Annotated in this window: 15 protein-coding genes; 6 read left to right on the forward strand and 9 right to left on the reverse strand. The window is 68.1% G+C overall.

The window, feature by feature from the left end; translation table 11 throughout:
• Nucleotides 1-286 precede the first annotated feature (286 nt).
• Together SROS_RS37650 and SROS_RS50325 are read right to left on the reverse strand one after the other, a co-directional pair.
• Nucleotides 287-868: a hypothetical protein gene (locus SROS_RS37650; RefSeq protein ID WP_012894202.1), complete on the reverse strand. Its 582-nt coding sequence runs from the start codon at nucleotides 866-868 to the stop codon at nucleotides 287-289.
• Nucleotides 869-930: 62 nt separating this feature from the next.
• Nucleotides 931-1,209, reverse strand: a complete 279-nt coding sequence (locus SROS_RS50325) for a hypothetical protein (RefSeq protein ID WP_148269324.1) — start codon at nucleotides 1,207-1,209, stop codon at nucleotides 931-933.
• Nucleotides 1,210-2,050: 841 nt separating this feature from the next.
• On the opposite strand from SROS_RS50325, the gene SROS_RS37655 reads away from it, so the two are divergent.
• Complete coding sequence (locus SROS_RS37655; protein WP_012894204.1) at nucleotides 2,051-3,166, forward strand: ADP-ribosylglycohydrolase family protein; 1,116 nt, start codon at nucleotides 2,051-2,053, stop codon at nucleotides 3,164-3,166.
• Between the two features lie 253 nt (nucleotides 3,167-3,419).
• Here the strand turns inward: SROS_RS37655 and SROS_RS37660 are convergent, their stop codons facing one another.
• The 4 genes from SROS_RS37660 to SROS_RS37675 form a co-directional block, all read right to left on the reverse strand.
• The gene (locus SROS_RS37660) at nucleotides 3,420-4,316 is read right to left on the reverse strand and encodes a phosphorothioated DNA-binding restriction endonuclease (protein ID WP_012894205.1); all 897 of its coding nucleotides are present in this window, start codon (nucleotides 4,314-4,316) and stop codon (nucleotides 3,420-3,422) included.
• A 199-nt stretch (nucleotides 4,317-4,515) separates the two neighbouring features.
• Nucleotides 4,516-6,261: a hypothetical protein gene (locus tag SROS_RS37665; protein ID WP_012894206.1), complete on the reverse strand. Its 1,746-nt coding sequence runs from the start codon at nucleotides 6,259-6,261 to the stop codon at nucleotides 4,516-4,518.
• A 216-nt stretch (nucleotides 6,262-6,477) separates the two neighbouring features.
• Complete coding sequence (locus SROS_RS37670) at nucleotides 6,478-8,931, reverse strand: DUF4132 domain-containing protein (RefSeq protein WP_012894207.1); 2,454 nt, start codon at nucleotides 8,929-8,931, stop codon at nucleotides 6,478-6,480.
• A 1-nt stretch (nucleotide 8,932) separates the two neighbouring features.
• A complete protein-coding gene (locus tag SROS_RS37675) occupies nucleotides 8,933-9,325 on the reverse strand; it encodes a hypothetical protein (RefSeq protein WP_012894208.1) in 393 nt (130 codons plus the stop codon).
• A 445-nt stretch (nucleotides 9,326-9,770) separates the two neighbouring features.
• Between SROS_RS37675 and SROS_RS37680 the strand changes: the two genes are divergently transcribed.
• The gene (locus SROS_RS37680; protein ID WP_012894209.1) at nucleotides 9,771-11,732 is read left to right on the forward strand and encodes a DUF6571 family protein; all 1,962 of its coding nucleotides are present in this window, start codon (nucleotides 9,771-9,773) and stop codon (nucleotides 11,730-11,732) included.
• 1 nt (nucleotide 11,733) lies between these two features.
• Here SROS_RS37680 and SROS_RS50335 read toward each other — a convergent pair whose 3' ends face one another.
• Entirely contained in the window at nucleotides 11,734-12,138 is a 405-nt protein-coding gene (locus SROS_RS50335; protein ID WP_148269325.1) for a hypothetical protein, read from the reverse strand.
• 125 nt (nucleotides 12,139-12,263) lie between these two features.
• On the opposite strand from SROS_RS50335, the gene SROS_RS37685 reads away from it, so the two are divergent.
• Nucleotides 12,264-12,554 carry a hypothetical protein gene (locus SROS_RS37685; RefSeq protein WP_148269326.1) on the forward strand — a complete coding sequence of 97 codons (291 nt, stop codon included), beginning with the start codon at nucleotides 12,264-12,266 and terminating at the stop codon, nucleotides 12,552-12,554.
• A 69-nt stretch (nucleotides 12,555-12,623) separates the two neighbouring features.
• On the opposite strand, the gene SROS_RS37690 is transcribed toward SROS_RS37685, so the two are convergent.
• Nucleotides 12,624-13,655 carry an endonuclease/exonuclease/phosphatase family protein gene (locus SROS_RS37690; RefSeq protein ID WP_081453311.1) on the reverse strand — a complete coding sequence of 344 codons (1,032 nt, stop codon included), beginning with the start codon at nucleotides 13,653-13,655 and terminating at the stop codon, nucleotides 12,624-12,626.
• Nucleotides 13,656-13,744: 89 nt separating this feature from the next.
• On the opposite strand from SROS_RS37690, the gene SROS_RS50340 reads away from it, so the two are divergent.
• The 3 genes from SROS_RS50340 (at nucleotide 13,745) to SROS_RS50345 (ending at nucleotide 16,043) form a co-directional block, all read left to right on the forward strand.
• The gene (locus SROS_RS50340; protein WP_148269327.1) at nucleotides 13,745-14,191 is read left to right on the forward strand and encodes a hypothetical protein; all 447 of its coding nucleotides are present in this window, start codon (nucleotides 13,745-13,747) and stop codon (nucleotides 14,189-14,191) included.
• A gap of 100 nt (nucleotides 14,192-14,291) precedes the next feature.
• Nucleotides 14,292-15,320, forward strand: a complete 1,029-nt coding sequence (locus tag SROS_RS37695; protein WP_012894212.1) for an AraC-like ligand-binding domain-containing protein — start codon at nucleotides 14,292-14,294, stop codon at nucleotides 15,318-15,320.
• A gap of 237 nt (nucleotides 15,321-15,557) precedes the next feature.
• Nucleotides 15,558-16,043: a hypothetical protein gene (locus SROS_RS50345; protein ID WP_012894213.1), complete on the forward strand. Its 486-nt coding sequence runs from the start codon at nucleotides 15,558-15,560 to the stop codon at nucleotides 16,041-16,043.
• A 291-nt stretch (nucleotides 16,044-16,334) separates the two neighbouring features.
• Here the strand turns inward: SROS_RS50345 and SROS_RS37705 are convergent, their stop codons facing one another.
• A complete protein-coding gene (locus SROS_RS37705; RefSeq protein WP_012894214.1) occupies nucleotides 16,335-18,863 on the reverse strand; it encodes a GmrSD restriction endonuclease domain-containing protein in 2,529 nt (842 codons plus the stop codon).
• Nucleotides 18,864-18,921: the final 58 nt, after the last annotated feature.

Consider the following 18,921-nt stretch of genomic DNA (forward strand, 5'->3'; position numbering starts at 1 on the left):
GTGCGAGAGCACCCGGGATCGCGACGGCCACCAGGCCCGGGATCGTCCGGGTGCCCGACGGTCATCGGGCGCGGAGGCGTCCCGAGGGCCCGACGGCCATCGGATGCGGAAGCGCCGGGGGCGGCGGCGGTCATCGGATGCGAAGGCGCCGGGCACCCGGGGAGGCGGCGGCATGCGAAAGGGCGGGCCGTCGCTCGACGACCCGCCCCATGAGAGCTCTGTCCGGCGCGCGGCCGGGGTCCCGGAAAGCGCGGAGAGGCGCTGGCGAAGCACTACCGGGCAGGTCTCAGCCGCAGTGCCGACCCGTCTGGTACTCCGACACTCGGGCCTTGCTCTCCAGGAACCTCTTCACGCTCTTGCTGATCCCGCCCGTGACCCCCCTCCCTATCCCCGTCCCCACCCCCGTTCCGATCCCCGCCCCGGAGGAGCGCATTTCACCGTAGAAATCGATGCAACTGCCCTTCGCGTATACATAGACCGGCCCTGCGTAACGGGTGTAGTTCCGCCCGGGACCGTCCCATTTCCACTCGTCGGACCCGCTCTTTCTCAGTGCCGCGGTGATGTGGTTGAAGGCGCCCTGCGGATAACCGGCGGCCGGATGCACGATGATGCAGTTCTGGCCGGTGGAGTTGCTGTAGTAGACGTCGATGCCGCCGACCTCGGCCCCCTGGCTCCGGATCGGCCAGGTCCTGACGAGGCCGAAGGAGCCTCCGCAGTGGTTCGGCTCCGCGGCGGCGCCCGCCGGGGAGACCGCGATCGGGCCGGCGACGGCCAGCGCGGTCACGCCGGCCAGGGACGCGAGGCGCCGCGACCAGGTGTGCGTACGGCGTCCGCCCGAGATCCGGCGGGTCGGGGAGAGAGGGGTCATGGCAGCCTCCGAGGCGCTCCGGGAACCGGTGGACACCACGCTCCGCCCGCGCCGATTGTCCATCAACAATCTCGCCGGTAACTGCGTCTAAACAGCGGACAATGCATTTTGCCGCGGTCAATCAGGGGAGCGAGCGCATGGGCGGTCCAGGGCGTCCACAGGGAAGTCTGAAGGGTGAGACGGAGCAGGCCAACGCACTGGCGGATTTCCTGCGCGAGCTCACCGGCGGTGCCACCGTCCGCCAACTGGGCGAGCGATACAGAACCGGCAAAACAAGCTGGGGCGAATACCGTTCCGGGGTCAAAATCATTCCGCTCCATCTGCTGGAACGGATCATTCACGACCAGGTACGCGACCCCCGTCCCCGTGCCGCCCTCCTGGCCAAGGCCAGATGCCTGCACGACGAGGCAGAAGCCGCCGGGAGGGGCCCGCACTCCACCCTCGGGACGCGGCCATCGGCGAGAAGAGGCCCGCATGCCCCTACCGGGCCGGAGAGGTCCCCCGCCGGACCGGGAAAATCCGCTGCCGGGCCGGGGAAGTCCGCTGCCGGGCCGGGGAAGTCCGCTGCCGGATCGGCGAAATCCGCGCGTCCTGTCCCGTCCGGACGATCCACCGGACGGGACAGGACGGACGTCCCTGCCGACCAGAGCCCTCCCGGTCCGGGAGTTGTCCGCGAGAAGCCGACCGGCCCCGCGGACAATCCAGGAGACAACGGCGGCGTTAGTGGTAGCGGTGCCGGTGACACCAGGGCTGGTGCCGGTGGTATCGATGCTGGGGCTGGTGTCAATGGTGTCGGTGCTGGTGCCAGGGCCGATGCCGGTAGTGCCGGGACTGGGGCTGGGGCTGGTGGTGACGCGGCGGGCACCGACCATCGGGAGTCCTTCGCCGGGCGGCGGCCCATGCTCCGGGTTCTCCTGCTCGCGGCGGGATCCGCGCTGGCGGTGGCCGCCGGCGTCCTCGTGACGGCCTGCCGCCGGCCCCGGAGATCGCCGTGACGGCCTGCCGCCGGCCCCGGAGGTCACCGGCTCGTCCCTGTTCCAGGAGGTGGAGCGGAGAAATACCACAGACGTACCAGAAGATGCCGTATTAGCCTGGACCGCAGCCCTCTCGTCATACCTCCCGAGGCCGCCACTGAGCTTCCCGTTGCCCGCCGGCAGCCGACGGAGGCCCAAGGAGTTGATCGTGCGCCGTCCCATCGATGAACTGCCGGAGCACCGCAGCCGCGTGAGAGGTTGCCTCCTGGGCGGCGCGCTCGGCGACGCGCTCGGAGCTCCCGTCGAGTTCGATTCGCTCGGCGAGATCCGCAGGCGGTACGGCCCCGCGGGCCTGACCGAGCCGGCCCCCGACCGGTTCGGCAGGGTCGGCCTGATCACCGATGACACCCAGATGACGCTGTTCACCGTGGAGGGGCTGATCCGCGGAGACGACGCCACCGCCGTACAGCGGGCCTACCTGCGCTGGCTGGACACCCAGCAGCACCCCTCCCCGCCGCCCGCGGACGGTGGGTTCCGTACCGGCCGGCTACGCGAGCAGGGGTGGCTCTACTCCCGGCGGGCCCCCGGCAACGCCTGCCTGTCAGGCCTGCGCCACAGAGAGGCAGTCGCTCCCGCGCGGTTCGGTGAGCCGGGACCGGTCAACCCCGGCTCCAAAGGGTGCGGAACGGTCATGCGCTCGGCTCCCTTCGGGCTCCGGGCGCGGAGTGCCCGGCACGCGTTCGAGCTGGCCGCCGAGTGCGCCCAGATCACCCACGGCCACCCCACCGGCTACCTCGCCGCGGGCGCCTTCGCCGCCGTCGTCCACTACCTGACGGAAGCCGGCACCCCGGAGGCCGGCACCCCGGAGAGGGAGGAACCACTCGCGCGGGCCGTACGGAGGGCGATGGACCTGCTGTCGGCCTATCCCTCCCACAAGGAGACCACCGAGGCCCTGCGCGCCGCCGTGTCCCTCGCGGCGGAAGGCGCCCCGAGCCCGGAGAGGGTCGAGTCGCTCGGCGGGGCGTGGATCGCCGAGGAGGCACTCGCGATCGCGGTCTACTGCGCGCTGGTCAACCCCGGGCCCCACGACGTCCGGCAGGCGTTGCTGCTCGCGGTCAACCACTCCGGTGACAGCGACTCCACCGGCGCCGTCTGCGGCAACCTCCTGGGCGCTCTCCACGGCGAGGCCGCGCTTCCCCGCGACTGGCTCGCCCATCTCGAAGGCCGTGACGCCATCACCGGACTCGCCGACGACTTCGCGGCCCAGTCCGCCGACGGCCACGAGGCCACCGACGGCTGGCTCATGAAGTACCCCGAAGACTGACCCGGCCCCGAAAGGGATCCGTCCCCGGGTGTGACCGACGTCACCGAATCACGCTCACCGCAAGAAAGGAGGGCGGCCGGGAACGAGGACGGGCCACTCCGGCCGGCAACCAATCGGAGGAAACATCGCGCGGCCCCGGCCTGTCGCGCGATCCGAGCCTCCCCTCGTGACGTGGAGATCCGACCTGAGGGGGAGGTCGGAGTACGGGAGAGACCAGACGTAGTTTCGAACCGAACGGGTCACCCGCCGGCGTTCAGGCGCTCCGGGCGGGCGTGCGGAAGACCTGCCGGCCGTGCCAGTCGATGTGGTCGGACTCGACGGCGTCCATACCCGGTTGCGGGTCGCGGACGGGTTGCCCGGCCAGGGACAGCACCATGTCCCGCGCCGACGCCGACCGGCCGACGAACCTGGCCGAGACGGTGACGGTGCGGTCAGGTGCCAGTCCCAGGACTCCCTTGTCGAACAGCTTGTGGTGGATGGCGCACAGGCACAGCCCGTTGGCCAGGTCGTCGGGGCCGTCGAAGGCCCACCAGCGCACGTGGGCCGCGTCCAGCCCGACCGCGGTGCCGTCCAGCCAGCCGTCGTAGGCGCAGAACGCGCAGGCGTACTCGTAGGCCATGAGCACCTTGTCGCGGAAGGCGGGGTCACGACGTACGGCGGGGGCGGGGACGGGCCTGGCCATGGGGACGGTCTCCAGGCCGTCCAGGTCCAGGCCGGCCAGCCGGCAGATGTCGGCGTGCAGCGAGGGCGGGAAATTCGCGTCCAGCAGGAAATGGGCGATCCCGGCCGCCAGGCGGGGGTCTTCCACGAGGGCGCGGGCGAGGTCGGGGTGGAGCCGGCCGGTGGCCTGGCCGGCGCGCAGGCGGCCCAGCTCCGGGCCGGGACTGCCGGGGCCCGTGACGGTGTCGACCAGCCACAGGCCGTCGCTGGTCAGGTGGTGGAACGGGTAGCCGGGACTGGTGTCCCGCGGTGGGCCGTACTCCTTGAGCAGCCGCTTGAGATCGGCCTCGGCGGCGCTGAAGGGGATCGGCAGGTTGCCATGCCGCTGGAAACGGCCCAGGACGTACAGCAGCAGGAGCGGCTTGTGCGGCGCCCGCTCGCCACCGCGCGTCCAGCGCCGGATCCCGGCGATCCGCTCGATCCAGTCCATGATCGATCAGTTTATGGCGATCACGGCAGGCCGCGACAGGTGCCGGCCGAGCCCCGGGCCGCCGTCCGGTGGCGGGCGTGCCGGACGGCTGCCGGCTGGTGCCGGAGGACTGGGCCGGCGGTGGACCGGCGCCAGAGGGTTGTGGGCCAGTGCCGGACGGCTGGCGGGTGGTACTCGGACGGCTGCCTGCCGGTGCCGGTCACGGGTCGGTCCGCTTGCGGTGGACGACGACCTCGTCCCCGCGCCCCGGATACGCCATGATCAGCAGCCGCTGCCCGCCGCGTTTCTCGCCCTTCCATGGAAACCAGGCGTAGTGGACACGGATCCGGTAGTCGCCGCTCCTGCCATGGAGGGCGAGGTCGGGGAGCTCGGCACCGCCCATCGTGTCGCGAAGTATGATCTCGCCGGTCGGGCTGCGGTAGCCGACCTCGACGACGTGGTGCCACCCCTTGGTCTCCACGGGCGGGCGACGCCTGTAGGTCTCGGTCGTGACGCAGGTCACGACGTCGGAGTGGACGTCGATCACCATGTGGCCGGGGAGCGCGGCCACCAGCCCGTTCTTCTCCAGGAGCTCGTACAGGCCGTCCTCGAAAGGGTCGTTTTCGCCGTCCTCCTCATATGCCTCCACGCTGCCGTAGTCCGTCCACAGGGGTTCCCTGCGCACCGACGCCGACTCCGTCCTGATCAGGGGGCGGTGGCGAGGCGCCGCGTCGCACATGCGCTGCTCCTCCGCCTCCCGCTCCGCGATCTCGCGGTCCTCCGCGTCGATCGCCGCCTTGACGATCGCGGCGGCGCGCGGGCAGATCTCGTCGAGGGTGTAGGTCAGCCCGCGCACGTCGACGCCACTGCTCTCGCGGACGCGGACGATCTCCCGCGGGTCGTTCCGCGTGTAGACGCCGCACAGCCGGTGCCCGTACGCCACCAGCGCCAGGTCGGGCGTGCTCTGACTGAACGGCGACCCGTCGGACCCGCGCACCTCGCACACGAAGGCCGTCTCCCCGGTCATCGGGCGGGACTCGACGTGCCGGCCGTACTCCCCGACTGCGGACCGGGCCCGCTCGCAGTCGCTCCGCGAGGTGAACGGGCCGCGCGCGTGGTCCGCCGCCGGGAGGAGGAAGAGCGTCACGACCGCGGCGACCGGCAGCGGCCACCGTCCGAGCGAGACCCTGCCCGGGACCGGCCTCTCCCGGCGCGGTACGGCTCCCGCGTGCGGGCCCGCGAGATCGTGGGCGGACCGGGCCAGCCACACCAGCATGAAGGTGGCGCGCGCACCGGAGACGCCGAGGATCACGGTGAAAGCGGGGGCGCTGAAGCTGTCGAAGCCACCGAGTGCCAGCGGCATGACGAGAAACGGCAGCAGCATGCTCGCGGCCCCCGACCACACGGTGCCCCTGCCCCACCGGCCGTCCCTCGCCTGGGCCACGAGGATCAGGGCCATCCAGAGCGACCAGAGTAGCCCGGCAAGGTCGAAGATCTGCTCGACGGCACGGACGCCGAGCTCGTCGAACACCTCCTCGCCGATCGAGCCCACCACGCCGAGCGTCCCGGCCGCGAGCGCGACAGACCTCAGCGCCCGGGGGGCGCCGTCCAGCACCCGGTGGAACAGCACCACGAGGGCGAGTCGCCCGACATCCCGGGCGATGTCCACCCACCAGGGCGACGGGAGGAAGAAGACCACGTAGTAGGTCAGCTGGACGGCCAGGTAGGCGTAGAGCACCCTCCGCAGCCGGCGGACGCGCCTGTCCGGTCCGGCGTCCTGGCCGGCCACCCGCCCCCGGAGGATCTGCCACAGGGCCCAGCCCTGCATCCCTCCGAGCAGGACCAGGGGCAGCACGTACCACCCCGGTTCCAAGGGCCTCCACCACCGGCGGATCACGAGCCACCAGACGACCTCGCCATCGCCGCTCACCGCCGCGATGACGCCGAACACGACGACCGCGGTCACATAGCCACCTGCCAGAAGGGTGGCAGGCCATCCGAAGCGATAGCGGCCGAGACGACGGGGGCGCACGTGGACTTCCCTGGGGGTGAGAAGAAGGGTCAGGCTTGGGGGTGGGAAGAAGGATCAGGTCTGGGGGACGAGAAAAGGATCAAGCCGGCAAAGCGCCCAACCCTAACGGGCTGTTTCCGTGAAGTCGATCAACGATCCGCCCCGGCGCTCTCAGGCGCCGAGCTGGCGAGTGATCGACGGGTCGGTGATGGCCGTGTCATCGGCGAGCAGGAACGCCTTGGACAGGATGACCGACAGCATGCCGCCGTCCTCCTCGAAGGGCAGGAAGACGGACGCGGCGCCACGGTCGTTGCCGGGGACGACGCACAGGTAGGCGTCGTTGGGCTCCATCAGGATGTTGCCCGACCCCAGGTGGATCCGGTAGGTCCGCAGATCTCCGCGCACCCGCAGGAACCGGTCGGTCAGCTCCGCCCGATCGGCGATCCTCAACCGGGGCAGGAGCCGGGTGAGCGCGTCACGCCGGGTCCTGGCGGTCTCGGTGAGCTCGCCGAACCCGTAGGAGTGCCAGTACTCCTCGTGCCCGCCGGCGGCCTGCTGGTCCAGACCGACCGAGGTGACCCCCACGGCCAGGTCGGCGTCGCGGAGCACCTCCGACAGCACCAGCGGCGGCACCTCGTCCAGCGGAACACCCTCGCGATAGGCGTAGTCGTAGCGGTCGGCGGCCTCCTGCCCGTCCCGGTGGAAACGGATCTGCTCGCTGGCGCAGAAGGAGGCGGTTCCCCACCCGTCGGCTTCCGGGTCACCGGTGATGTGCATGCCCCAGCGGGCCCGCCAGCCGGACAGATCCTTGACCGCCTCACTCTGGCCACCGGACTCGTAGTCCCAGTGGCCGATCGACAGGTCGGTCCAGCCGCGCTGGTTGAGGAGGGCCTTGGCCTGGCCGTACCGGAGCACGTGCCCGGCGAACCGGTTGGAATAGGTGCGGGTCTGCTCCTCGGCCGGAGTCAGCAGGTAGACCTCACGGAACGCCTGCTTGTACGGCTGGCGCACCCCGTGCTCCAGAAGGTGATCGCGCCAGGCCCGCACGTCCTCAGCCGCCTCGCGGATCGGGTGCCAGAGCTGAACCGGGGTGTCCGGATTGGGCTGGATCCTGCGGCCTCGCGGATCGGTGAGCTCCCAGCCGGTGTCGGTTCTGACCGGCAGCCCGGCTGGGCCCTGGAGGATCTGCCAGATCAGATTCCGGGCGTACAGGCCGGTGACCGGGTGGTCGAGGAAGAACTCCGTCACCTGCTGCCATCGCCACAGGCGTTCCTCGATCAGCGCCTGCTCCAGCCGGAACCGCTCGGCTGGCAGCGTCTGCTTGAGCTCCTTCAGCGTGGTCTTGAGCTCGGCCAGCGCCGGATCCTTGCGGATGGCCTGCGGGGCCGATTTGACGCTCCTGCCCGCGGGGTTGACGAACCGGAGCGCGGGGCCGTCGGCGCGGAGCTGTACGAGACAGTCGCCGATCTTCTCCTCCCGCACCCCGTCCGGGCCGAGCCCGAAGGTCGGCACGGTACGGTCCAGCAGCTGCTCACGGCTGAGTCCCGCCTGGGCGGCCACCGCGTCCAGCGTTCGCGCCACGTTGGCCAGCACGGTCTTCTTACGGACCTTGACCTGGACTCTGGCCAGTGACGCGACCGTCTCCAGCCCACCGCGGCGGGCCAAGACGTTCACTGCGGCGTTGGCGAGCCTCTCGCTGCGGCAGTTGGCGCCCGACCCGCCGATCCCGGTGCCGCAGGTCAGCGCGACATCGCCGAGGAGTGAGACCACCCAGGGCTCGTCGATCAGCTCGCACGTCCACACCATGCCGCGCACGGGTACGGCGGTGCGTTCGTGCAGGAAGACGGTCTCCCTCCACTCGTAGCCGTTGTCGGCCACGTGATCGATCGTCTTCTCCCGGTGGGCCGCCACCAGAACGAGGATCTCGCGGACGAGGCCGGCGGCTTCAGGAGTCAGGAGCGTTGCGGCGGTCTTGAGCCACTTCCCACTGGGTTTGGAGGATCTTGCGGTGTTCCAGTGCCGCAGCAGGGGCAGGACCTCAGGGGCGGCCAGGCGCGCGCCGTACTCCTCGGCCAGCACGCGAGCGACGTCGTCGCATTCCCAGATCACGTTCCGCACCACGCCGGCCGGGCCGTTCTCGGCGGGTTCGATCAGCAGTCCGTCGAACTGCTCGGCCAGTGCCTCCCATACCGGGAGCCGATGTTCCAGGAGCCAGCGCTCCGCTCCGATGCTTTCGAGGATCACGCGGCGTTCCTGAAAACCGAACCGCCGCGTCACGGCGAGCGGGAGCCGGAAGATCTCCTCATAGCGGGTGTGGCCCCGGTACACCAGCGACTGGGCAATGTACACGAGGACCCGCGCGTCTCCGGGCGTCCAGGGAATGTCGCGCTCGGCCACCGAACGGATCAGCTGGAGGACGCGCTCGTCGTGGTCATGCCCGCCCTCAGGTCCCAGGCTCAGCTTCAACTGCGCCCAGCGGCCGTACTCCCGCCAGTCGTCGTCCGGCCCGGGCGGCAGTCCCCGCTCGAAGAGCGCGTCGAAGCGACGGTACATCTCCTTGGTCGCCTCCTCCACGTATCCGAGCAGGTGGCCGTAGGTGCGGGTGAAGTCGTCAAGCTCGGTCATGTCAGCCACCGACCAGCGGAACGAGCTTGATGAACGACACGACCGGGTCGACGGTCAGGTCGATCATCTCGGACAGGTCGTCGACCTGACGTTCACCGACGAGCAGGAGGAACCCGTTGCGCCGGAACGCCCGCTCGGCGGCGTCCGCCTGCTTCTCCCAGTCGATCCGCCGTTTCGCGTCCATCCGGTAGCCGTTCAGCTCCACCTCGGCGTCCACCGGACGGACCAGGCCGTTGAACCGGGGAGAGGGAGCAGCGTTGTAGCGGGCGACCTCCTCGCGGACGCGGAGCCGGACGAGCTCCCGCGCCGAAATGTTCTCCGGCAGGTCAGGGAGCATGAACTCCTCTATCGGCTTTCCCGTCGCGGTCTCGTCCCGGAAGGTGACCGTTGCCATCTCACAGCTCCACAAGTCATCGGAATCGTTGTGGTGATCATCAGTACCAGCCGGATCCGACAGAAACCGGCGTCCTTATCCCGGCACCGTCTCCGGCAGGGTCCTGCCCCTTCCGAGGACAGCCCCGGCGTTTTCTGAGGACAGAGCCCCGGCGTTCAGGCAAGCGTGAATACCGGGGCCGCCTGCTGCCCGCCGAGTGCTCCGCGCGCATTTCCAGTGGACATAATCGTGATCTTGGGCTCGCTCGCCGAGCGGGGTGTGGATCCTCAAGGCTGACGGGGAGCGCATGCTTGAAGGCGTCCGGCCCTGGGCCTTCGCGGCTCGGCATCCACCCCGGCCCGTTCCCAGCAATATCGGATAAGTATGCATTATTCACTCCTTAATATGCCCATTAGGTAGCTAGAGTGAAATAACTAAAAATGGGGCGAGGGGAATGGTGGAGCCGATGCCGTCGGGAACGGGGCCTGTGTCGCCGGACTTCACCGGGATCGACCCCGACCTGATGCAGGGCTTCGTCACCGCCTTGGAACGCGGCCGCGACGTGATCGGCGAGCAGTCCGAGAGAATCCGCCTGCTGCTCGCCACGGCCGAGGTGTCGGCCCTGGGCCTGCAACCGATCAAACAGATCGAGGGCTGGATCGACGACGAGCTCCCGGGACTGCGTAAGCGCAACGAGACCATCCGGGCGAGCGACGATCTGGTGCCGTGGCTGCCCGGCTCCGGGATGGTCGGCTACGACGAGGGCAAACACGCCTCCCCCGCGGAGGCCCAGCGACAGGGCACGGCGCTGGGCAAGCGTTTCCTGGCCATCGAGCCGGTGGACACGCCCTGGTTCGGACGCCCCTCCTCCGACGAATACCGGCAGATCGTCAAAGAACTGGCCGCCCACAAAAACGACGCCGCCTTCACCGCCGCCTTTTTCGCCGCCCTCGGCACGGAACGCACCATCGGGCTCCCCGTACTCCTGCGGAAGAACCTGGACTCCTCACGTCCCCAAGCACCCGCCGCCCCCATCCGTCCCGATGACGAGGTGCTCCGCGCGGTCAGCCAGGCCTTCGGCACCGCGGTCACCGCGGGATCTCGTGTCCCGGGCTTCGCCAAGATCAAGGATGCGATACGGGACGCGGGCCCCGAAGCGGGCCTGCTGCTGAGTGGGGGGAAGTTCCCCGCCGGGTGGCTGAAGGACGTCGTGCTGGCACAGGGACTGGCCGATCCCCGGAAGATCGGCCCGGGTTTCCTCTACGCCCTGGGCAACAATCCGGCCGCCGCGCGACAGGCGATCGCGGCGATAACCGGGCCGTACACGAAGGACCAGTCGAAGCTGAAGACGTTCCTGAAGAACTTCAACGATCACGCCGGCGGCAAGCACATCAGCGAGGACGACAAGAAGGACGCCTTCGGGCGCATGCTGGCCGCGGCCTCCGGCGCCTACGACGAGGAGGACGGCAAACACAGCCAGGAGTCGGCCGCGTTCGCGTTCACCGTGATGACGACGATGGATGATCTCAAACTCGGCGAGGAGGTCCGGGTCCACCTGGCGGAGATCGCCGGCGCGTACACCACCGAGATCACCGAAGGCGCCAACATCGGCGACGCGAACATGACAGAGGACAGCGCGCTGAAGCCCTCGACTTCGGCGTTCGGCATGAAGTCCGCGTTCACCCTGAGCCCCAAGGACACCTACCGTTTCCTCAAGCTCTTCGCCGACTCGGCCGAGAACCTCGCCCCGTTCGACGAGGGGATGGGACGCTTCTCCCAGAAACTGATCGCCGATGCGTCGGCGACGACCCGGCGGACCGGGGACGTCGAACGCCTGGACCGGGTGTTCACGGCCCTGGGCAACGTGCGCGGCTTCGAGCTGGCCGCCGTCGAGAAGGTCCAGGGCAACCTGGACATGATCGAAAAGCAGCGGGACGACCTGGTGGGGTTCATCCGCGACACGGCCATCGGAGCGACGAGCACGATACCGGGGCAAGCCCTGAGCATGGGCCTCGGCTGGCTGGCGCTGAGCACCTCGCTCTCCGCCAAAGGCGCCTTCGGCGGGGACGACGAGACCCGAGTGGACCGGGCCGACAAGGAGGACGACCTCGCGACGCTCGGCCGTCAGCACACATACGCACAGGTGCTCATGGCCAACGGCTTCGCCCCGAAGGTGACCCCCGCCGAGTTCCAGGCCACCTGCCCACCCGGCGTGGCCATCGCCGACGCGCAGGGCAACCTCAAACCGTTCTCCGAACTGATCAAACAGGGCAACAAGGGACTTGAGGCGTTCGAGAAGTGGGCGGCGGCAAACGGGATGGGCGGTGATGACGACCTGTCAGTAGGAGACTTGTCCGAAAAGATGGCGGATCGGTTCGAGGGCGGCAACAAGCGGGGAAGAGAGCGCGGGTTGGCCTACGACACCTAGATCACGAAGCCGGAAGACACTCGGTCTCTCCCCGTACCCCGTACCGCCCGTCCCCCGGCGACTCCAGAATGATCACTGTCTTGTATTCGTCATTGGCAAGCTTGATGGGAGCATTTCCCCGGTCTTCAGCAATCCGGTAAGGGGCGACCGAGGAGAGCGCGCCCAGCAAATAGGTATTGAGCCCATCCGGATCACGTTGCGCTGCGGAATCTCTGGCCGTGGCCGCGAAGGTCCGCTTGGCCTTTCCATCCCCACAGGGAATATCACGCCCACCGGAATCGGTAATACGGACGTCGAGGACGTGGCTCTCCTCCATCAACTCAGTGATATGCGATTTGAGCGTCTCCCCCGCCTCCGCCGCAGTAGGCCCCCCATCCCCACATCCGGACACCGCCAGCAACGCCACCGCGCACACCATGACGCCGCGCCGTACAGAACATGCCATGAATTCCTCCAGGGCTGGCTGATGTGCCGTAGATCCAATAATGTCCAATGAAACCGCCGTTGTATCCGCATCCGTAGAGGAGATATATGAATCCTCGTCCGGAGGATCTGGTGCCCAACCCGCGGCGTCAGGTGTTGGAACAGACATTGGCGGAGGTCAGGGCGCGGGTCGCGATCCTGGAGGCGGCGCTCGACCCCGCCCACGGACAGTTCACCGGCCGGCCCGTGTGGGTGGGGCCGACGGCCCGGCGGTTCGCCGAAGACCTCACCGCCCGCCGCGTACGGCTCCGCCAGGCGGCCAGGGCACTCGTCGACGCCCTCGAAGACGAGCTCCGGTCCGTCCCGGCGAAGGTCCCGCCTTCCGCCGTACGATCCTGACCCGTCAGAAGGTGGCGGATGGCCGGAAGTGGATCAACAAACCTGGGCCCAACCCGCGGTGGGAGAGGATCAGCGACGCGGGAGGACCAGTTCGGCGAAGACGGCTCGGTGGTCGGTGTCCGGAAGCCGGTGCACGCCGAATGAGCGGACGCCCACGCGCCGGTCGGCCAGGATGTGGTCGATCGTCACGGTCGGGATGCCGAAGCCGTTGAACCGCCGCGGCCGGAACGGCCACGTGGTCGTGAGGCCGTCGCCCGTCGCGTCGGCGGCGTCCCGGTAGCCCGCGTCCAGCAGGTCGCGGATCCGAGCGTGGTCAAGGGTGGCGTTGAAGTCCCCGGCCAGCACCTGTACGGCACCGCCCGGCCGGGGCAGCGCCGCCAGGCCGTCCGCCCAGCACGGGAGCCCCGACTCGTCACTCGGGGCGCAGGGATGCACGGACACGATGCCGACGGGTCCCGCCCCCGGCACCTCCACCGTGGCCACCATCTGGCCGAAGCCGTACTCGATGGCCTGCCCCGGCGTGATCGCGTGCCGGGCGTAGACGCCTGACCCACTCGGCCCCTCCAGCGCGAGCTCCGCCTTGTACGGCAGGAGCGTCGCCAGCCCCGCCTTCCGGAGCCCTTCGGCGGCCGATGGCGTCAGCTCCTGGAGGGCGAGGACATCGGGACGGAGCCTCCGCACGAGATCGACGAGAGCCGTTGGAGGGACTCCCCCGACCTCCAGGTTGGAGGAGAGGATCCGTAACGCCGGACCCGAGGGTGTCCGGCCGCCGTCCGGCAGCGCGCGCGGGACGACACACGCCGCCAGCGTCGCGGTCACCACCAGGCTCACGGCCAGCGCGGCCCACCGCCTCGACACCAGCGCGACAAGCGGGGCGACAACCGAGGCGAGGGCCACATAGGGCGTGAACGCCACGAGCTGCACCCATCGGAAGTGCACGTCGGCGGGGATCAGCCGGAGCACCGCCCACACCGCGAACGGCGACACCACCAGCCAGGCGAGCACGCTCACCCAGCGCCGCCTCCGACCCCGCGGGACCACGGCCGGCTCGGCACTCGCCGGTGAGACTGTCGCCACCCTGGTGATCTCGTCGTCATGCATGATCCAATCTTGCGGTACGGATGACGGCTGCGACGGCCGATCGGACAACCCACGCCGCCGTTCGGGGGCGAAAGCCGTATAGCCACGACATGAACGACATGGCAGGCCTTCTGAAGACCGTCGAGGCAGAGCCGACACACAAGCAGGCGGACGGATTACTTCAGGCCCGGCCAGTCCACCGGCCGGGCCATGTGGGTGGGACCGACGGGGCGACGATTCGCCGAAGACCTCAGCACCCGCCACGTACGGCTCCGCCAGGCGGCCGAGGCTCGCCGCCGGTCCCCCACGCCGCCCAGACCATCCAGGCCAAGCGCCGCCGCACCGACCGCAGGACCGGCACGACCACGATCGTCACCATCTACGCCGTCACCAGTCTCCCGCCCGGCCGGGTCACCCATGCCCAGATCGCCGCGCTGATCCGCGGCCGCTGGAGCATCGAAGCCCTGCACCACAAAGGAATCCCGGCGTTTTCGGCCCGACAACATACCGGGCCACAACCTTCACAAATGAGGCTTTTGGCCGCTTTAGACACTTGACCTATTCAGCAATCCGCAACCCGGCTACACCTGACTAAAAGAGGGAAAATGCCCGCTTCGCATCCCCGGTAGTCACGAAACACATCGCGGAGAAACAACAGTGATCGAGACCGTGTTCCGCAGCGAGGACCTGCCCACAGCCGACCGTTTTGCCTGGTGGCACGAGATGACCTGCCGCACACACGTGCCCACCGTAATCCGCAGCGACCACGAGGCCGACTTCCGGGCCACCATGCGCCTGCTCGACCTCGGTGCGGTGCAGGTGGCCACACTGCACTACCCGTCACTACGTCCCCAGCGAACCCCCAAGCTGATCCGCCAGTCCGACCCCGAGATGTATTGCCTGTCGCTCACCCTGCGCGGCACCATGACACTGGCCCAGGCCGGCCGGGAAACCGTCCTCGGCCCGCAGGACCTGGCACTCTACGACACCTCCCGGCCCTTCTACGGCACCACCAGCGGCAACGGCGACAGGGCCGCGAGCATGACCCTGCACATCCCCAGGACTCTGCTGCCGCTGCCCGCCGGCACCGTCTCTCGTCTCACCGCAGTGGGATTGTCCGGCCGTCAAGGTATCGGCGCCCTGCTCTGCGGCCACCTCGGCAAGCTGGTACGACACGCCGCCGAATACACCGCAGCCGACGCCGCCCGGTTGTCGGCCATCACCGTGGACCTATTCGCCGCAATGTGCGCCCACCACCTCGAAGCCGACGCCGCGCTGCCAGCCGAGACTCATCGGCAGGTGCTGCAGACGCGTATCCACGCCTTCATCCAGCAGCACCTCGGCGACCCGACCCTGTGCGCCGAGACCATCGCCGCCGCCCACCAGATCTCCGTCCGCTACCTGTACCAGCTCTTCCACGACCAGGGCCTGACCGTGGCCGCCTGGATCCGCCACCGCCGCCTGGAACGCTGCCGCCGCGACCTGACCGACCCCGCCTTACGCTCCCGCCCCATCCACGCCATCGCCACTCGCTGGGGCTTTGCCGGCAACCCCCACTTCAGCCGCACCTTCCGCGCCGCCTACGGCTCCTCCCCATCCGACTACCGCCACCAAGCCGAGCACGAGGCTGTGCAGGAATCGGCAACAACTCTGCAGAAACCGTCAACAACTTTCCAGGCCGACTAGGGGATGGTCGACGCATCAACGAATCAAAGAAAGGCGGTGCGACGAGAATTAAAAGGTGATCGCTGGAGCGAATCCGCGGCAGACCACAGGGTCACGAGGGGTTCCACACCCGCAGCGACGGCGCTCCGCTGTCTCCGCCCTCCACGACGAACCCGCCACGGCGTTCGCCAAACTTCCGCCGTCCTGCCCTCCAGCGCACACAAAAGAGTCTTTTCGTATCCTTACAAGGAGAGAATCATGCGGAAGACATTCGTCCAGCCATCGGGAATCAAGCCCACGATGTCGCGAGTGGCCACGTCAACAAGTCGTCGCCTGGCCGTCTCCGTGCTGGCGGCCGGCGCTCTGGTCGCGAGTACGGCTCCGGCGGCGCACGCCAAAACAGAAATTTACCGAGAAAGTGCAAACGGTTGCGCTTCAGCCGAATTCACCTACACTTATAAGCCCGATGGAAATGGCAGTTACTCAATATTCGTGAGCGGCGAAATGTTCTGGAAAAAAAGTTCTTCCACCTGCGGCGCTTTCCTCTCCCCTTATGTCGGCGTCTTACAGTACAAGGGGGAGCAGCACGGAATTCCCTTCGGCTGGACGATCTTTCCGAGCGGGATAATGATGGATAACCCGGGTACACTCTCAGCGGGCGATCTCGGGTACACGAACGTGAGGTTCCGCATGTGCAACATGAACAACCAGACCGGCTACATCGGAACCTGCGGCTCCTCCTGATAGCAGAGCGGGTCTGCATCGGTTCAAGAGCTTCCGAAAAGACGGCCCTCTCGGAAACCGCTGGCCTGCGGAGGCGTCCGGTAGCGGGAGTTTCCGGCCGGATATGACCGCGCCCCTGGCCCCACGTGTTCTCGGCCGGCGAGACGAGCGTGAGCCGGATGAGGGGCAGGCAGAGGACCCCAGCCGCACAAACAGCGAACGCGACCCCTGATGATCGACGGTTGTCGAGGCCGGCCGATCAAGAACAGGGGCCGCGTTCGCGTGCCGTCATCCCCTATCGACGTGCTCACCTCAGGTCGCCGATGGGCCGCCATCGGTTTTCATCTGGGCGGCGCACCAGTCGAGGCAGGCGACCGCCACGTCCCAGACGGCTTCGTCCACCATCAGATCGATCTCGAAGGAAGGATAGAGCTCCAGCTTGGCCGAGGGCAGCTCCACGCCTGGAGCCTCGTTGAACCGCCTGCGCAGCTCGTCACGGAGAATGGGATCGTTGAACGGAGCGCGCTTCTTGAGCGTCCCGAACGGCACTTCCACCGTCGTGGCATAGAAGCGGACCATGGCCAGGGTCTCACCACCATGCTTGACGAAGGGCGCGCAGGAGGCACCCGCCGACCGACCGAACTGCACCTCACCGCCACGGCCGCGCCACCAGTCCAGCAGCCGGGAGACCGCGCCGGCCGCCTGCGGTCCGCGTGCGTCGCCCAACTGCTGGAAGAAGCGCTTCTCGTGTTCGCCGACATCGGCGTGATCGTCGCCGGCCGCGAGTTCCACCTCGCTGAGGTTCAGCGCGCCGGGAAGGTCCAGCAGCTCGGCCAGCTCCCGTGCCGAGATCCGCTGGCCGGGGTCGGCACGGTCGGCGTCGTCGAGTTTGATGCCCTCGGCGCGGAGAACCTGATGAATATCGCGATCGTCTTCTTCATCCACCCACCGGAACCCCTTGGAAACCTGCCCCGTCACGGTCAGCACCCGATGGGCGTTGAACACCTGTGACGTGGAAAGGTGAGCGCCGACCGGAACGGCGTGCGAACCGATCAACTCGGCCAGATCTCCATAGGTCGTCCAGGTGCCCGCAGGTAGTGCCGCGAGGGCGGCGTGAAGCAGCGTCCAGTCCCGGGACGGACCGACCGGGCCGACGTCCATCGGACTCGGCCAGATTTCGATCGCTCGTGCGGCGAGTTCGTCGGCGCGAGAGTAGATCTCAGTCTTCCCCCACCGCTCACGTTTGGCGATCTCCTGGTTCATGACCAGACCGCTGCGGCTGAGGAAGTCTCGCTTCTTGGCGAACGACATGTTGCCGAGCTCGGAGTTGTAACCGCTGAGCGTGAGGTTGCCCAGACTGTGCACCAGCTCCTTGTGGAGGCGACCGACGTCCCCCTCGGGCGCGAGCTGCTCCAGCCAGTCGGCGGTCGGGCTCTGCGGAAGCACATGCTCAATGGTGATCTTCTTGTCCGAGAGCTCAACCGCTTCCTTCGCCCCGTAGGACTCCTCCAACCGGCGGAGCACGAGCTTCTGCTGCGCAGTCCGGCCCTGCCAATAGAACGCCCGGCTCCGGATGTCCTCGCGGAACCGTTCATCGGACGACCAGTACAGCCGAGCCGGCGAGAGCCCGGCCCGTAGAGTGTCAGCCGGCTTCTCTTCGGTCAGTTCCCGGGTCAGCCGCATGAAGATCTTGTTGAGGCTACCGGTCGAGACTCCCCCGATGAGACGGCGGACCAGGAAACTCTCGATGTAGCGCTGCGCCTCCACGATCTCGTCGTCAGTGGCGTCGCCGCTGTCGCGAAGCTCCAGCAGGCGCATGATGACCGGGTAGGCGGTGTTTCCCTTCCATTCGTTGAGGAAGCGCAGGCGCGCGTCGATCTCCGTTTCGCCGCTGGGCTCAAGGATTTGGTGAAGGTATCGAGCACGGCGGGCGAGATCCTTGACGTAGCCCTCGACCCGATCCTCGACGTTCCTGTTGTCCATGGTCACGGCCCGGAGCAGCTCCTGATGACCGCGGTAGGTGTCGTTGTACTGCGCCTCGTCGCCCCGGTCGAGGATCAGGGCCAGATACATCAGCTGATCCATTCCCTTGGGGCCGAGCAGCTTCTGCATCGGCAGCCAGTGGACGTCATAGACGTATTGGCCCCTGGTCGGCAGGTGCATGAAGACGTAGTTGCGAATCAAATCGACCTGGCTGAGTCTCATACCGGTGTTGTTGATGGACTCGAAGATCCGGAAGGCGTTGTCGTCGTCCTCCACGACGATCTGCACGAGATTCAGCCGGTTGAGGACGATGCTCTCGATACGTGCGATGTCGTGGGGATCCGCCGGATCGTCGATCGCCACCAGCTTCGTGCGGAAGAACCGGTAGGCACCCGGGATCAAGCTGTCGGTGTCGCCGAACGGCTGGCCTTCGACGCAGTTCTTGAACGCCTGACGATCCACCTGGGTCGGCAGCAGGCGGTATCTCAGGTCACCCGGGCTGAACTTGTTGATCAGATGGGTCTCGTTGATCCGGTCGCGGTGCAGCGGATCCTCGGCGATCTGGTGGTCCCGGAGCGCACACAGGGCCACCATCAGGGTGGTCAGCCGTTGCTGGCCGTCGACCACCAGCCACTGTGACCTGCCGGGCGAGTTGTCCGGGCCGGGCGCCAGCACGACCGAGCCGAGGAAGTGGCTGTTGTCCTTTCCCTGCTCGATCCGGTCGGCCTGCAACTCGATGTCATTCCACAGCGTGGCGAGCTGCTCGCGCTCCCAGGAATAGGGCCGCTGGTACAGCGGCACCAGCAACTGCTGCTCACCACGGATGAGCCCACGCAGCGTCGTCTCGTTGGCCTTCACGCGGGCCCCTTTCGGAACGTTACAACCATGAAAGATCAACGATCCTTACACAACCGAT

Source organism: Streptosporangium roseum DSM 43021, from assembly GCF_000024865.1.
In the GTDB taxonomy this organism is placed as follows: Bacteria; Actinomycetota; Actinomycetes; order Streptosporangiales; family Streptosporangiaceae; genus Streptosporangium; species Streptosporangium roseum.